At 57.8% G+C, this 14,404-nt stretch carries 13 protein-coding genes; 7 read left to right on the plus strand and 6 right to left on the minus strand.

Going from position 1 to position 14,404, the window contains the following annotated elements:
* From AC13DD_RS05585 to AC13DD_RS05595, 3 genes are all read left to right on the plus strand, one after another.
* Positions 1-535, plus strand: a 535-nt coding sequence (locus AC13DD_RS05585; protein WP_482930956.1) for an alkaline phosphatase, incomplete at its 5' end; no start/stop codon positions are given.
* Positions 536-761: 226 nt separating this feature from the next.
* Entirely contained in the window at positions 762-2,402 is a 1,641-nt protein-coding gene (locus AC13DD_RS05590) for a methyl-accepting chemotaxis protein (RefSeq protein ID WP_053112751.1), read from the plus strand.
* Between the two features lie 68 nt (positions 2,403-2,470).
* On the plus strand, positions 2,471-2,836 hold the full coding sequence (locus AC13DD_RS05595) for a DUF4870 family protein (protein WP_053112750.1): 366 nt from the start codon (positions 2,471-2,473) through the stop codon (positions 2,834-2,836).
* Between the two features lie 14 nt (positions 2,837-2,850).
* On the opposite strand, the gene AC13DD_RS05600 is transcribed toward AC13DD_RS05595, so the two are convergent.
* The 5 genes from AC13DD_RS05600 to AC13DD_RS05620 form a co-directional block, all read right to left on the minus strand.
* Complete coding sequence (locus tag AC13DD_RS05600) at positions 2,851-4,164, minus strand: MFS transporter (RefSeq protein WP_482930957.1); 1,314 nt, start codon at positions 4,162-4,164, stop codon at positions 2,851-2,853.
* Between the two features lie 83 nt (positions 4,165-4,247).
* On the minus strand, positions 4,248-5,342 hold the full coding sequence (locus AC13DD_RS05605; protein ID WP_053112748.1) for a DUF1513 domain-containing protein: 1,095 nt from the start codon (positions 5,340-5,342) through the stop codon (positions 4,248-4,250).
* A gap of 13 nt (positions 5,343-5,355) precedes the next feature.
* A complete protein-coding gene (locus AC13DD_RS05610; RefSeq protein ID WP_053112747.1) occupies positions 5,356-6,390 on the minus strand; it encodes an imelysin family protein in 1,035 nt (344 codons plus the stop codon).
* A gap of 9 nt (positions 6,391-6,399) precedes the next feature.
* Positions 6,400-7,806 (minus strand): di-heme oxidoreductase family protein, encoded by a 1,407-nt coding sequence (locus AC13DD_RS05615; protein WP_053112746.1) that lies wholly within the window; start codon positions 7,804-7,806, stop codon positions 6,400-6,402.
* Between the two features lie 2 nt (positions 7,807-7,808).
* The gene (locus AC13DD_RS05620; RefSeq protein WP_482930958.1) at positions 7,809-9,095 is read right to left on the minus strand and encodes an imelysin family protein; all 1,287 of its coding nucleotides are present in this window, start codon (positions 9,093-9,095) and stop codon (positions 7,809-7,811) included.
* Positions 9,096-9,288: 193 nt separating this feature from the next.
* Between AC13DD_RS05620 and AC13DD_RS05625 the strand changes: the two genes are divergently transcribed.
* Genes AC13DD_RS05625 through AC13DD_RS05635 form a run of 3 tightly spaced genes read left to right on the plus strand, consistent with a single transcriptional unit; the run spans position 9,289 to position 12,243 of the window.
* Positions 9,289-10,128, plus strand: a complete 840-nt coding sequence (locus tag AC13DD_RS05625; RefSeq protein ID WP_405420926.1) for a 23S rRNA (adenine(2030)-N(6))-methyltransferase RlmJ — start codon at positions 9,289-9,291, stop codon at positions 10,126-10,128.
* A 32-nt stretch (positions 10,129-10,160) separates the two neighbouring features.
* Positions 10,161-11,429, plus strand: a complete 1,269-nt coding sequence (locus tag AC13DD_RS05630) for a hypothetical protein (RefSeq protein ID WP_241956150.1) — start codon at positions 10,161-10,163, stop codon at positions 11,427-11,429.
* 10 nt (positions 11,430-11,439) lie between these two features.
* Positions 11,440-12,243 carry a mechanosensitive ion channel family protein gene (locus AC13DD_RS05635; RefSeq protein ID WP_008174028.1) on the plus strand — a complete coding sequence of 268 codons (804 nt, stop codon included), beginning with the start codon at positions 11,440-11,442 and terminating at the stop codon, positions 12,241-12,243.
* Here the strand turns inward: AC13DD_RS05635 and AC13DD_RS05640 are convergent.
* Entirely contained in the window at positions 12,217-13,320 is a 1,104-nt protein-coding gene (locus AC13DD_RS05640) for a TRAP transporter substrate-binding protein (protein WP_008174031.1), read from the minus strand. The genes AC13DD_RS05635 and AC13DD_RS05640 overlap by 27 nt on opposite strands.
* A 171-nt stretch (positions 13,321-13,491) precedes the next feature.
* Between AC13DD_RS05640 and AC13DD_RS05645 the strand changes: the two genes are divergently transcribed.
* Positions 13,492-14,397, plus strand: coding sequence for a DMT family transporter (locus AC13DD_RS05645; RefSeq protein WP_053112741.1), 906 nt, complete (start codon positions 13,492-13,494; stop codon positions 14,395-14,397).
* The last annotated feature ends 7 nt before the right edge of the window (positions 14,398-14,404 follow it).

A 14,404-nucleotide genomic window follows, 5' to 3' on the forward strand; every position in this document is an offset into this window, starting at 1 on the left:
CGGCAGTGCCAATGGCGCCTTAACCGATACCATTGAACTGGCCGAAGCCGTAAAAGTGGCCGCGGATCAAACCAACCCGGAGGATACCCTGATTATTGTCACCGCTGATCACAGCCATGTGTTCACGATGGCCGGTTATCCCAAGCGCGGCAACCCCATTCTCGGTAAGGTGGTGAGCATTGGGGCGGAGCAGCCTGAACTGGCGTCGGATGATCTGCCATACACCACCCTGGGGTATGCCAATGGCCTCGGCATGCGCGACTATGGAAGCGAGACCGATGCGGACCGTACCTATGGCGACCCCATCAACGCCGGCCGAAAGGACCTGACCAACGTTGACACCACCACGCCGGGCTTCCACCAGGAGTCATTGGTGCCACTGGGCAGCGAGACACATGCCGGTGAGGATGTGGGCATTTATGCCAGGGGGCCGGGTGCCCATCTGGTAACGGGCACCAACGAGCAGAACATGATCTATCACATAATGGATTATGCCTCGGATATCAGCGGGGCTGCCAACCTGGCTGTGCGATAAATCCCGGGATTAATAGCTAAAAACGCGCTAAACACCGCAAGCCCTGCCCACTTGGTAACAGAGTGAGTCGGGTTTGCGGTTTTTTGTTTCAGAAACCCCTTTTCCTGCCGATAAGCCAGTTACATACACTAAAGTATGAGTTATAAACTCATATCAATTTATTAGTCTCCATGATGGCCTTAAATAACAAAATATTGGTAGAAGCAACGATAAAGAAGAGGTTCCTATGGGGTTGCTGGATCGGGCTTCAATAATATTGGGGGTGGTGAGTGCTGTTGTTCTTGCGGTCATCAGTGCAGTGGTGGCGCCTTTGCTAGGCCTTGAACCGGCATCAATACTGGTTGGACTGGTGGTTGGCCTTGCAGCCGCCGCCGGCTTTCTGGTCATCCGGGTGCTGGAGCCTGCCGAACGCGGTCTCAGGGCTCTGGATAAGGGCACCCTGGCAGAAGATCATCCGCTCCGGGCCCATTGCCGGCAGCTGCTTTCCGATGCGAAAGCCGGGCGGGCTCTGGTGGAAACCCTCTCCGGAAGCGCTGACAGGAACGCTATTTCCGCCGCCCAGGTCTCCTTTGCCGCAGACCAGCTCAAGATCCGGCTGGACCGTCAGGTTGAAGAAACCGCCCAGATGGCCGATTACGCGGGCCAGATTACCGAGACCGTGCGGGAATCCTCCGAGCAGGCGACCGATGCCGCCACCATGGCTCTCCAGAATAAGCAGGTCAGTACCGAGGGGCGCGAAGCGCTGGTCTCGGCCATCGATAGTGTGCGCGCGGTACACCAGCAGTCCGGTGAGAATCTCCGGCTGATCCAGGAGCTGAACGAGAAATCCAACAAGATCCAGGGCGTGACCGCCACCATTCAGGGTATTGCCGAGCAAACCAATCTGCTTGCACTCAATGCGGCCATTGAGGCCGCCCGTGCGGGTGATCAGGGTCGCGGATTTGCCGTGGTGGCGGATGAGGTGCGTCAGCTGGCGGGCCGCACGGCCCAGGCGACCGGTGAAGTGGCGGAAACCCTCGAGGAAATACGGTCCGATACCACACTGATTGTATCCCGCATTGAAGATCTTGCCCGCAGCATTGAGGAGGGCCTGACGTCTGTGGAAAGCGTGGGTGAGCGTCTGGAACAGATCAGCGAACAATCTGATCGGGTCCAGCAGCAGGTTGCCCGGATAGCCGAAATAGATCAGAACAACGAGCAGAGTCTGGCCCAGGTGTTCTCCGCCATTGAAACGGTGCGTGACCAGATTTCCGAGAGCGATACCAGCGTTTCCTCGCTGGCGGAGCAGGCTGCTACTTTGATGGAGCTTGCGGAAAAAGCCAATGCTTCATTTGCCCTGAACAGCGAAGCCAGTTATCACCGGCCGTTCTTCGATCAGGCCAGAGCGGGCGCTGACCAGATCGGCCAGATGTTCGAGCAGGCAATCCGGGATGGCAAGCTCTCAGAAAGCGCGCTGTTCGACAAGAGCCGGACTCCCATCCCGAACACGCACCCGCCAAAGTACTCAAGCAGCTTTGACAAATTTACCGATCAATACCTGCCGACCATCCAGGAGCAGGTGAAAAACGCCCATGAGGCCATTGTCTTTGCCATAGCCGCTGCGCCTGACGGGTATGTACCGACCCACAACAGGGATTTCGCCCACGCACCGACCGGAGATCCGAAGGTGGATCTGGTCAAGAGCCGGAGCAAGCGGCTGTTCAACGACCGAACGGGCATTCGTTGTGGCACGCACACCGAGAACATGCTTTTGCAAACCTATCGCAGGGATACCGGCGAAATCATGCATGATCTCTCCGTACCTATTTATGTGAATGGCAAGCATTGGGGCGGTTTCCGCCTGGGCTACCGTCCGGACAATCACTGACCGCGGCGGGATTTTCGGCCACGGGGGCTGTGGTAGACTCCGATTAATAGATCAATAGGAGACTTGTCTTGGCTGAACCGGAGTTTATTCCTGCCGACACGGACCCCGCCTCCCGCCGAAGTGATCCGGCGCGTAACCTGGCGGTGGTGGTCTACATCCTTCAGGCGCTGTCGTTTTTCGTAGGAGGCATTACCGGTCTGGTGGGCGTGATCATCAATTACGTCAAACTGGACGACGTCCGTAATACCTGGGTGGAGCGGCACTTCCGCTGGCAGATTCGCACCTTCTGGATCGGCCTGCTCTGGACCGTGATTGGCATAGTGACCACGCCGATCATCATCGGATGGTTTATTCTCCTTGGTATTTCTATCTGGATCATCTACCGGATCGTGAAAGGGGCTCTGGCCCTGAATGACGGCAAGGCGCCCTCCTGAACGGGCGACCGTTATCAGTCTTCGGTCACTTCCTTCAGCCCCATGGCACTGAACATCCCAGCCAGCCCCATCAGGCCCAGAACGATGATGACCGCCACTTCTGAGATCATTGACACGAGGGCGGTGAGGCCGCCGGTAACAAGCAGCAGAACACCGATGACCGTGTTGCTCACCGCCGTGTAATCGGTACGCTTGTTGCCCCCTGCCATGTCCACCAGATAGGTTTTACGCCCCAGCCTGACGCCCGCATGGGCAATGCTCAGTACGAAAAACGCAATCGGGTAAAACCAGACGCTGCCGATTTCCGTCCCGATAAACAGCGCGGTGAAGCCGACGATCAGGCACACACCGCTGGCCATTGCCGCCCCACGGATCATGACTCTCCGACTGGAGGTGTCTGCAGCCCAGCCCCAGAAGCTGGCACTGAGCGAGCTGGCGAGGCTGCTGGCCAGCAGGAAAACGCCCAACATCCAGCCAATGTCGGATTCTTTCTGTGCCAGTACGACCAAATAGGGTGAAGCCAGTGCCGAGCTGAGCAGCAGGGCCCGGGTAATCACGAAGTTCCGGAACGGAACGTCATCCCGGAGCAGGGACAGGCTTCGAAATGCCTCGTTGATGGCATTTCCGCCGCCACCGGTTTCACCGTCGTATTCTTCCACTCCGGCAAACAGCAGGCCGGCGATCACCCAGAGTGCCGCGGCCAGAAGTAATAATACGGTGTAAAAGGCGAGGGTGGGGTCGCCGCGTTCCCAGAACAGCAGCGCGGTCAACACAACGGTGGCGGTGCCGCCAATGGTGGAGGCGAGCCCGCCGAGCCTTCCCCGGCGGGTTTTCGGGATGCATTTGCCCTGTACATCTTTCATGGATACGGAGCAGAATCCACGGGCGAGGGAAAATACAATGAGGGCTGCAATGATCCCGGAACCTGCGGCATACCCCTCGAAAAACCAGATGCTGGCCGCCATGGCCACAACACTGGCGGCCTGTCCGAAGCTTCCAAGAGTCCAGAACCACTTGCGAACAGGTTTGCGGCGGACCCAGGCCGCAATGACCATCTGTGGGACGAGGGAACCGGATTCCCGGATCGGCACCAGCCAGGCCACCAGCGCGGGTGCACCAATGGCGTTCATCAACCAGGCCAATACGGTTTTGGGACTGATCAGCAGGTCGCCCAGTTTGGTCAGGACGTTGCTGGCAAGAATCAGAAAGAAATTGCGCGGCACTTCGCGACAGGCGTCATCGGAGATGTCGGTACAGACCCGTGCATCCTCTTCGTTGGCAATCAGGCCATAAAGTTGTTCGATGGTGTCCTTTCTGCTCTCAGGCAAACCGCTATCCTCCGGAAAATGTGTCGAAAGGATACCAGTGTGGCGCGGTATCCTTAAGTCCGGATTACGGCAACTGCGAGCGATCAGACCAGATGGTGGTCCCAGTGAACGGATAGATCTGCGAGTTCTCTGGCGGGTTTGCCGGCGCCGAGCCGGATAAGTTTTCCCCGTCCGGAGGAAACAAGAAAATCCCCTCCGGCAAGGGTCTGGATGCCCGCGCAATCGGCGATGTGTGCGCGGCTGACCAGCTCACCGGTCTTGCCCCGAAAGATAATGGCCGTTCCACCAATCGGCGAAGCCGCAGCCACGAGGTCGTTTTCCGGATGCGCAACCACGCTGGAGATGTAGTTGGCCAACGCTGTCCGGGTATCCTCATCGAACCGGTATTCCCGCAAAGTTCCCTCTTCAAGACGTGCCAACAAAGGCGGCGTTTCGTAGAGTGGGCCCTGGTGCTGATAGGCCACATACACGCGGCCATCGCCGCTGACGCTGACATGGCGGGCGCTTTGCTGGTGGTGGGGCGGCCTGAAACGGCCAACGATTTTGCCGGAGTGACGATTCATAAGTACCAGGGCTGGATCCATGGTGTCCAGATTCAGTTTCATGCGGTCGTAATCCGGGTGAGTGAGGATGCCTCCGAGACCGATCACCAGGGTTTCGCCGTCGGGGTGCAAGGTCAGCTCATGGGGGCCGATTCCCGCCAGATCAAAGGTTTTTGTCCGCCGATAACCCTTTTCGGCATCGTAGACTGCGATGATCCCCGCGCCCTGATCGTACCGGCTGGCGGTGACGTAGAGGCGTCGGCCATCGGTCGAGAACACACCGTGGCCAACAAAGTGTTCGCCCGGCTCGGCTGAAATATGGTGTTTCCGGGCACCTGTAGTGCTATCGAAAACGTAGAATGACCAACCCGGGCGGCGCTCGAAAAACAGGGTCTCTTGCTGGTGCGGTCGGTTGCAGCCGCTATGGCAGCGGGAATCGACAGGCGCCTGCCACACTATCCGGCCGTTGCGGTTGAATGCGCTGACTCCAAAACTGCCATCCGGGAACCCGACGGCGCCGGCATAGCCATCAGGTTGGACTGACGCTTTTCGGGGCAGCAGGGAACAGCCGGTCAGGCCCACGGCAACGCCGCCGGCAATGGACACCTTGAGAAGGGCTCTCCGGTTCAAAAGCATAGGATCAGGTTCCTCAGTCGCCATCGCTCGAGTTGAAGCCTCGTACTACGCCAAGTGCCACTGCCGCCTGGTCATTCACCAGCGTGGTCAACTGGGAAATATCAACGTAAAGGCTCTGCAGAGCCCGGAACTGGTCTTCTTCTTTCAAAGCCGTTGCCAGGGGTAGGTGGGCTCCGGGAAAGTTCTGCTGAACCTCGTTGAATTGTTTGCGAATGCGGTCTGCCAGGTCGGACGCCCCCTTTGCTTCCAGCGAAATTTCGAGCCCTGGTAAAAAGTACCGGTTCAGGCCGTCGACAGTCGCCGCGACAGTCTGCAGGCTTTTGCCGCTGCGCCAGGCGTCCGCGATGTAAGGATTGCGTTTGTTACTGCCGCGAAGACCCATGGGTTGGGCCAGCCTTCTTTCTTCCAGAATTTCCAGTGTTGCCATACCCGCTCGGATAGTGGTGTCGAAGTACTGCTCGGTCTCCAGATAGTGCGGTCTGAAAGCCTGCCAGCCAGCCATCAATGCGTCACTGTTGCTTTTCAAGTGTCCCGCGACGTTCGTTAGCAGCTCGCAGGTCCGGGCGACTGGGAGTGAAGTTTCCCCGGCATTGAACTCTTGGTCGAACAGCAGATATTCGATCATCGGGAAGCCTTGCACAGCGACACCGGACTGATTGATCACGCTCGGGGTGATCGGTTCGTCGTTTCCGATCAGGTAAGCCGCTTTCCGTGCAATCAGATTCTTCGGATCCGGCCAGAACTGGAACTGCCAGGAAAGGTTGTTGTTTTCGACCGGGCCGAAATCGACTAAGCGCACCTTCTGCCAGGCCAGGAAGGCATTCAGCCAGGCGGCTTCCACGTGTTCCCGGCTTCCCTCGGCTGGATTCTGGCAGTAGTCACGGGCGGATTCAGCCAGCTCTCCCGCTTCTGTGGTCAACGATTGATAGCCGGTCGCAATGCCTTCATACCACTGCTGGCGGGCCTGGGTGTTGGCATCGCTTGCCCACGCCAGGGGCGAGGTTAGTGTCAGGATAGATGTGCACAGCAGTCTGGTGATCCCTTGCATGGCTGATCCTCAGAGTGAATTCAGGAAATCGATCAGAGCGGATCGATCTTCGGGCGACATCTGGCGGTATCGGTCGGCGGCCGCCTGAGCCTCGCCACCGTGCCAGAGCACGGCTTCTTCCAGAGTTCGGGCGCGGCCGTCGTGCAGGAACCCGGCTTGCGGATTCACCACTTGGGCCAGGCCAATGCCCCAGAGCGGCGGGGTTCGCCATTCATTGCCATTGGCCAGGAATTCATCGCGGCCGTCGGCCAGGGCAGGACCCATGTCGTGCAGCAACAGATCCGAATAGGGCCAGATAGTCTGATTGCTAAGGTCCGGGCGATCGGCAACCTCGCCGGTCTGATGTCTCGGCGTATGGCAGCCAGCGCAGCCACTTTCGTTGAACAGCCTTGCTCCCTGCCGGACGGATTCAGACTCAATATCTCGACGCGCGGGTATTGCCAGACTCTTGGCGTAGAAGGTCACGAAGTTGGCGACCTTGTCGCTTACTTCCGGTTCACCGCCATGGGTAAACCGCTCACAATTCTGCTCGGGCATGCAGTCGGTTTTAGGTTTCAGAGTAGAGGTCAGTCCCATATCTCCGGCGAACGCACCCATGCTTTGCTGGTGGACATCGGGCTCGGCTGCCTTCCAGCCGAATCGACCGGGCACTGTCTGTTCCGTTGCCAGATCCCAGACCTGGTTAAGCTTTCCGGAGATGCCGTTTCCGTCCGCATCATCAGTGTCTTGGAGGGCTTGCAAATCTTCGATGGGGATGGCTTCCAGCAGACCCATTCCGATCATCTGCGGTGCTACCCGGGGCGATACCAGAAGGTCCTCGGGCAGTGGCCCATAATTTGGGTTCTCAATGCGGTACACGGGCTTGCGCAGTTCCACCACCGTCCCATCCGCGAGTGTTTCCTTCACTGGCGTCCATTCGACTATCAAATCAGCCTCTGGTTTGGCTGCAGGAAGCGCGGCTGTCTGGAGCTGGCTGCCATATACTGGCGCCGGTTTAAAACCGTGTTTGCGCAGAATGTCCGCGTCCAGCTCCGGATCAGCAGGGACTGCCAGTCTCAAAAACAGGGAGACCGGCGGCTCGTCGACACCGGGTGGGTGTCCGCGACCATCCTTGATATGACATCCCTGGCAGGAGTTGGTATTGAACAGCGGGCCCAGGCCGTCACGGGCGTCAGTGCTTGCCGGGGCTTCGACCCAGGGGTTCCGGAAGAAACTGTTGCCGACACTGAAGTCCAGACGTTTGGTCATGGACAGATTGCCCTGGGGAAGCGAGTAGGCATTGGTGTCTGACTGTTGTACGGTGCCCTCACCACCAGAGGCCGGAGATGTCTGGATCGGATAGCCCTCGTGAGTCTGGGCACAAACGTGGGCGCTGGCGATCGCCAGCGCCCCGATTAAGGCAAGCGGTTTCATCATGCTCAGGACGCGTGGCCGGCATCATCGGGAGACAGGGCTTCAATGCCCAGGTCGCGCGCAGCCTGCTCAATGGAACCGGTCTGTGCGACGAGCGCCATGATAGCGCCGTTGACGATACGAGTGCCCTCGGCATTCCCGGGTGCAATCATGGTGTCAAAAGCCATGGGATTTTCGCTGCTCTCCGCGCGGGCCTTCATTAGCGCCAGGGCTTCCATGGAGGCGTCCAGCTGGTTGTTAAGACGCGCGTCCAGCTCTGGGTCGCTCTGCTGAACCAGATCAGACAGGGAAGGGCCGGTCACCAGGCTGCCATCCACGCGACGATAGGTACCCGTGTAGACGTTCTGGATACCCTGGCCGTTGTAGTAGTGCGAATTGTGGGTATTGTCGCTGAAGCAGTCGTGCTCGTCCTCATAGGAGTTGGCTTCCAGAGCAACCTTCATTCGCTCGCCGGCCAGCTCGCCCAGAGACAGTGAACCCATGCCGAACAGCATTTTCTGAACACCCTGATTGGCGTCTGCAGCGGTCAATTGCGCCCGGTAGTTGTCACTGTCGCCCGGGGCCCACTGGGCCACCATCCACTCGAGGTCGGATACCAGAAGGTCTGTTACCGCATCCAGGTATTCGCCACGACGCTCACAATTGCCATTGGTGCAATCAGCGCCCTTCGCGTAATCCGTGACCGGACGCTCACCGGCGCCGCTTTCAAAACCGTGGAGATCCTGACCCCAAAGCAGGAATTCAACCGCGTGGTAGCCGGTAGCAACGTTGGCTTCAGAGCCGCCAACTTCGTTCAGATCTGCGAGCAGTGCAGGGGAAAGAGATGCCACATTCAGTGTCTCACCACCCACATTGATCCTGTTGCTTGCGATGATGTTTGCGGTGGCACCGGCGTTGCCCAGCTCGTGCTGGTACCCGTCTGCCTTCACATAATCGATCAGGCCTTCATCAAGCGGCCAGGCGTTCAGCTGGCCTTCCCAGTCATCGACAATAGCATTGCCGAACCGGAACACTTCTGTTTGCTGATAAGGAACCCTAGCTGCCAGCCAGGCTTCTTTTGCGGTCGCCAGATTGGCTTCGGTCGGATTGGCGATCAAGTGGTCAGTTGCTTCGTCCAGCGCGCGGGCGGTGATCAGGGCATCTTCGTAGTTGGCATGAGCCAGATCGGCGTAGTGATCGACCACTGAGTCTTTGGTTGCTGGCTGATAGTCCTTGGTGGACCAGGGATGATTAGCGCAGCCTGCAGTGAGCAGAGCGGTTACTGTCAATGCCAGGGGTGCTGGACGAAACATGGGCGTCATTCCTTTTCCCAAGTTCTGTTAATAGTAGTAATAATGAGAAATATTCGCGTTAAATATTATGAGTTCCGTTTTATCGAAACGCAAGCGGGAAACGGACTCGATCGATCAGGTTTGACGATTGTGCTCTTGCCCCGGGCAACCGTGATCGGGCTTAATGGCCCCGTCACCAGGGAGCTATTCTTGTATGTTGAGTTATTTGCACGCCTTCCACGCCGGCAATTTCGCCGATGTCCAGAAACATGGAGCCCTGGCACTGGTCCAGACCATGATGCGGGCGAAGGCCTCCGGTATTGCCTGTTTCGATACCCATGCCGGCAGTGCCATATACGACCTGCGAAGTGAGCGGGCCCGCAAGACTGGAGAAGCCGACCACGGAGTTCAGAGACTTTGGGGCGCCAGAGATCGGTTGCTGTCCGGGGACTGGAAGCCGTTTCTGGACGTGCTGAAAGGATTCAATGCCGGCGGTGGTGAACTGTCCGTTTACCCCGGTTCTCCTGCGTGGTTTCAGCATTTTCTACGGGATGGAGATGCGCTGACGCTGTTTGAACTGCATCCATCTGAGGGCGAGCAACTGGCGGACTGGGCTTCCGAGGCTCCGATTCGGGTGCTCAGACAGGACGGCCTGGCAGGTCTGCTAAGACAGTTGCCTCCCAGACAGCCGCGCCTGCTGACGCTGATTGATCCCTCTTACGAGGTCAAAACCGACTACATTGAAGTGGCGCACACTTTGGGGAAAGCATGGCATAAGTGCCGTCATGGCATTTTTCTTGTCTGGTACCCGATACTGACCAGTGGCCTGCAGGAACAGTTGAAAGATGCGGTCAGGGGCACTGATGCGCGCAAGATACTCTGCAGTGAGGTGCATCTGAATAATCCGCCGGAGCGAGGTATGGTCGGATCGGGCATGCTGGTGGTAAACCCACCCTGGGGTTTTGACTCCCGGTTTGCCGCAATGATGAGCGATGTTGCCGGGTCGGACGTTTTGAATTTGTCTCACGATATTGGTTGGCTGGTTCCTGAGTAATTGAAAGGACGGCAAGCAAGGGAGCAACGAGGTTGAAGGATAAGCCAGTAAACAAGGCAGGATCCGTGTGGATGCCCGGCGGCCTGATTCCGGTTGAGCAGTGGAAAGTGCCTGAAACGTCCGTGAGACGTTCACTCAAAGATGCGTTGCGCCATGCCCTGGCCCAGATTCGGGCGGGCGTGGTTGCAGAAAAGGAAGTGTTTGAAAGCCTCGATAACCTTCCCGAACTTTCAGCCGCCCGGCTCGAATCCTTTGCACCCCGGCCAGATCCAAGCGTGCTGGCGGAAGTGCTCTCAAGGGCCCTTGAAGAGCTTGGGCTAAACCATGATTCCGGCAAGAGAGTTGCGTTACTGGTGGCTCCACCGTTCTCAGGTATTCGTTCTGCCCTTGAGTGTTTTCCCGAGCTTGAATTGCAGCAAGAGGGCGAGGCGGGCCGGTGGTCGCTGATCCTGCCACCCGAGAATCTGCTTCTTGATGAACAGGGCGCCAGGGAGTGGTGGGACACGCAGGATCTTTCCAGGCCGTGGGTGATTCCGGAACTGGCTGATTTCTGGCTGCGCCATCTGTCCGGACTGGCTCTGGTTCGGGAATTACTCCGTCGGGTTGCCGCGGGAGGCACTGCTCCTGGCGCTATTGGTTGCTCGAGCTGGTGTTGGCAATTCTGGTCCTCTTACTTCAGGGATGCGCACTTTTCGCCGATGACACCTGCGCCGATGGCAGCAGTCGAACTTGGTGAATGGTTTGAATCCCTTGCTGCCGGTGATAGTGATTACTCAATCACGGCCCGAATGGCAGACGATGGCCTATGGGTATTGCCGATGACGGAAGGAAATGACGGGAAAAAGCGCAAACACAGTGGCTTTCTCCGGGATCTCGCCTCAGTAGCAAGAGGTAATCCCGGTGTTGCGCTGGCTATATGGCGACGCGCGCTGAGAGACCGCCCTGAAGAAGAGGCGGGCACGGAGGAATCCGGCCCGGGTTCTTCAGACGGCGGTTCAGTCACCCGGGCCTGGGTTATCCCTTTTGATCAACTGGGTTTGCCAGCGGTCCCCCAGAGCCAGGGCGACAACATTGGCCTGCTATTGCACGCCCTGCTGTTGCACGATGGACTGGACGCCTCTCATCTGCAGTTGGTAACAGGGGTCGCGGAACATGAGGCAGGGTTTGTGCTGGCACGTCTGGCCCGCGCGGATCTGATTGAGCAGCAGTCATCTGGTGGTCGCTGGCAAGTCACCGCTCAGGGATACCCCTCGATTCGTCGGCATTTGCAGAGCTGGGGATTTCCGGTCGACACTTTCTAGGAGATGAGTGATGGGTGATCTTGGCATTCGGGAGGCGTTTTCAGCGATCACGTCGGAAGCGTTGCTGGAATCGTTGATGGTTGTGCTGCTGGCGACGGGCCTGATCATCGTAATACAGAAGCTGTTTCCGAGAATCGCAGTGAAACTCGGGGGCAAGCCCCGGTTTTATATCCTGGCGTCGGTGCCCTTGCTGCGATTGATCATTATCGTGGTGACCATCATCGTTGTGGTTCCGATCCTGGTGGAACCTTCGTTCGAGAACATGGTTGCCATTTTCGGAGCCCTGGGACTGGCTCTCGGGTTTGCCTTCAAGGATTACGCGAACAGCCTGATTGCCGGAATCGTAACCCTCTACGAAATGCCGTATCGGCCCGGCGACTGGATCGAGGTGGACGGGCAGTACGGAGAGGTCCGTTCGATTGGCACCAGAGCCGCGGAACTTGTTACGCCGGATGATACCGTGGTGGTGATACCCCACGGCAAACTCTGGGCGTCCCTCATTGCCAACGCCAACAACGGAACGGATAACCTGATGTGCGTGGCGGAGTTCAACCTTGAACCCCACCATGACGTCAGCCGGGTTATGGCGCTCTTGCGGGATGTGGCCTACACCTGTCCTCTTACCCGCACGTTCCGGCCTGTCGTGGTGGTGGTCTCCAACAAACCCTGGGGCATGTGTTATCGGCTGAAGGCATACCCGATCGAGTTGAAGGATCAGTTCCGGTTTATTTCCGAGCTCACTGCAAAGGGCGCAAGTGCGTTGGCTTCAGAGGGCGTCAGGTTTGTCTCAGTCCCCGTCACCGGAAACCCCTGAGCTTTGCTTGCGGGTTTCCGTTTGCTCAATCAATTGATTCAACCTGCCGAGAATACGCTGCCCGCTTTCACCGGTGCGCTCGAGGTAAATGTCACGCACCGGCATGCTGGCTTCCCGAAACGCCTCGCGTTCTGAATCGGTCAGGCGGACCACTTTCATGTGGCCCCCTTCCAGCATCTGCTCGAGCCGGGTCTGATTTAGCTCCTCCTGAGTCTCCCAGGCGATCTGCGCGACGTCCTTGAGTCCGTTGTCGAGCCATTGTTGCTGGTTTTCGGGCAAGGCGTCGTACCACTCAAGATTCGAGACCACTGAAGCGACGAACTGGGCCGGTCGCGCCAGGGTCATGGTGGTCTGCACTTCGTAGAAATCCATTTCCTCGATGGCGAAAACCGGATTGCTCTGGCCATCGATCTTGCGCAGCTGCAGGTCACTGTATACCTGGGAATAGGGGATCTGGCTGGGCTCGGCACCATAGGCCCGGAAGGTTTCTTCCGCCATGTCGGAGGTCATGGTTCGGATTCGCTGTCCGGTGAAGTCTTCCGGCGACCGCAGCGCCTTGTTAGCTGTCCAGGCCATCCAGCCTTCAGGCACGAAACCCAGCAGTTTCATGTTCTGGTTGGCATAGGGTGATTCAAACAATTCGAGCAATTCTGCACTGGCCAGAATCTCTCGTGTAACGTCGGCGTCGTCCGGAAGAACATAGTGCAGCGTGAAGAGACCGACTTCGGGGATGGTGTTGGCAAGATGCCCGGGGGAGGCGAACGCCAGGCTTATGGAACCATTGCGAACCAGTTCAGTAAGCTGTGCCGAGGTTCCCAGAGAACCGTAGGGAAAAATATCGATTTCAATCCTGCCGTCGGAACGCTCCTCAATCCGTTCCTTCAACGCTTCGGCATAAGCATGCTGAACGCTACCCTCGATCTCCTCAAGGGCAAAACGCCAGGTAACCGGGTAATCGGGGGGTTCCGGGACATCGGCGGTCTCGTCCTCACCGCTGGTCTGGCTGTCTGAACAACCGGTCAGTGCAATGGCCAATGCCAGGCTCAATGGCCAGAACCTGAAACGGACGGTGGGCATAACGGGAACTCCAGTTTTCTCGATCCTTGGTTGATATTGCCATACAAGGTAACACAAGAATGCGCACTGCCGTGGGTTACGGGGTTGGATTGAATTACACTGTCGACCCAGACGATCAAGTGCATATAGGAGACAGTTCATGGAGTTTCAGTGTTGGGCAGGAGGCCGGGAATGACAAACCAGAAGCAGGCGATGCTCTATGGCCTTGGCACGGTGCTGTTGTGGTCTACCGTGGCAACCGCGTTCAAGCTCTCGCTCAGAGAGCTCGCGCCCGTTCAGATGCTGCTGATTGCGTGCAGTGCGTCGGTGGTTGTGATGGCCGTCATCCTGATGCTTCAGGGGCGCTGGCACCTGGTGTTCTCGCTCAGTCGCAAACAGTATGCCCAGTCTTTTGGCATGGGGCTGATCAATCCCTGTCTGTACTATTTCCTGTTGTTCGGTGCCTTTGACCGACTGCCCGCCCAGGAAGCGCAACCGCTGAACTACACCTGGGCTCTGGTGCTGGCCTATATGTCGGTACCCTTTCTGGGGCACCGGCTACGCAAACTGGATATTGTCGCGGGCCTGATCTGTTATGCCGGGGTCGTGGTGATTGCCACCCGCGGGGCTGTCACTTCGCTGAGCTTCGAGGATCCACTTGGCGTTTCTCTCGCCCTCGGAAGCACAGTGGTCTGGGCGTCCTACTGGATTATCGCCACACGGGATACCCGGGATCCGGTGGTTGGCCTGTTCCTGAATTTCCTGTGTGGATTGCCGGTGATTCTGCTGATTTGCTGGTGGACAGAGGGGCTCAGTTTTGCCCCGGGCACGTCGCTGGTTGCAGCGCTCTATGTAGGCGTGTTCGAGATGGGTATCGCTTTCGTGCTCTGGTCCTATGCCATGAAAAAAGCGGAGAATACTTCGAAAGTCAGCAACCTGATTTTTATCTCTCCGTTCCTTTCGCTGGTGTTCATCTACTTTATTCTGGGCGAGCATATCCTGCCCTCCACATACATTGGCCTGGTTCTGATCATGATGGGGCTATGGATTCAGCAGAAAAAAGTGAAGGATCGGGAAGAGGCCCTGAACCTTGGCTGACTGGTTT

Source organism: Marinobacter sp. L-13 (genome assembly GCF_056857715.1).

Excerpts from the sequence above, each read along its gene's own strand:
- AC13DD_RS05590 (WP_053112751.1), top strand. The coding sequence starts at position 762 with ATGGGGTTGCTGGATCGGGCTTCAATAATATTGGGGGTGGTGAGTGCT.
- AC13DD_RS05605 (WP_053112748.1), bottom strand. The coding sequence starts at position 5,342 with ATGCTTTTGAACCGGAGAGCCCTTCTCAAGGTGTCCATTGCCGGCGGC.
- AC13DD_RS05610 (WP_053112747.1), bottom strand. The coding sequence starts at position 6,390 with ATGCAAGGGATCACCAGACTGCTGTGCACATCTATCCTGACACTAACC.
- AC13DD_RS05615 (WP_053112746.1), bottom strand. The coding sequence starts at position 7,806 with ATGATGAAACCGCTTGCCTTAATCGGGGCGCTGGCGATCGCCAGCGCC.
- AC13DD_RS05620 (WP_482930958.1), bottom strand. The coding sequence starts at position 9,095 with ATGTTTCGTCCAGCACCCCTGGCATTGACAGTAACCGCTCTGCTCACT.
- AC13DD_RS05625 (WP_405420926.1), top strand. The coding sequence starts at position 9,289 with ATGTTGAGTTATTTGCACGCCTTCCACGCCGGCAATTTCGCCGATGTC.
- AC13DD_RS05635 (WP_008174028.1), top strand. The coding sequence starts at position 11,440 with ATGGGTGATCTTGGCATTCGGGAGGCGTTTTCAGCGATCACGTCGGAA.
- AC13DD_RS05640 (WP_008174031.1), bottom strand. The coding sequence starts at position 13,320 with ATGCCCACCGTCCGTTTCAGGTTCTGGCCATTGAGCCTGGCATTGGCC.
- AC13DD_RS05645 (WP_053112741.1), top strand. The coding sequence starts at position 13,492 with ATGACAAACCAGAAGCAGGCGATGCTCTATGGCCTTGGCACGGTGCTG.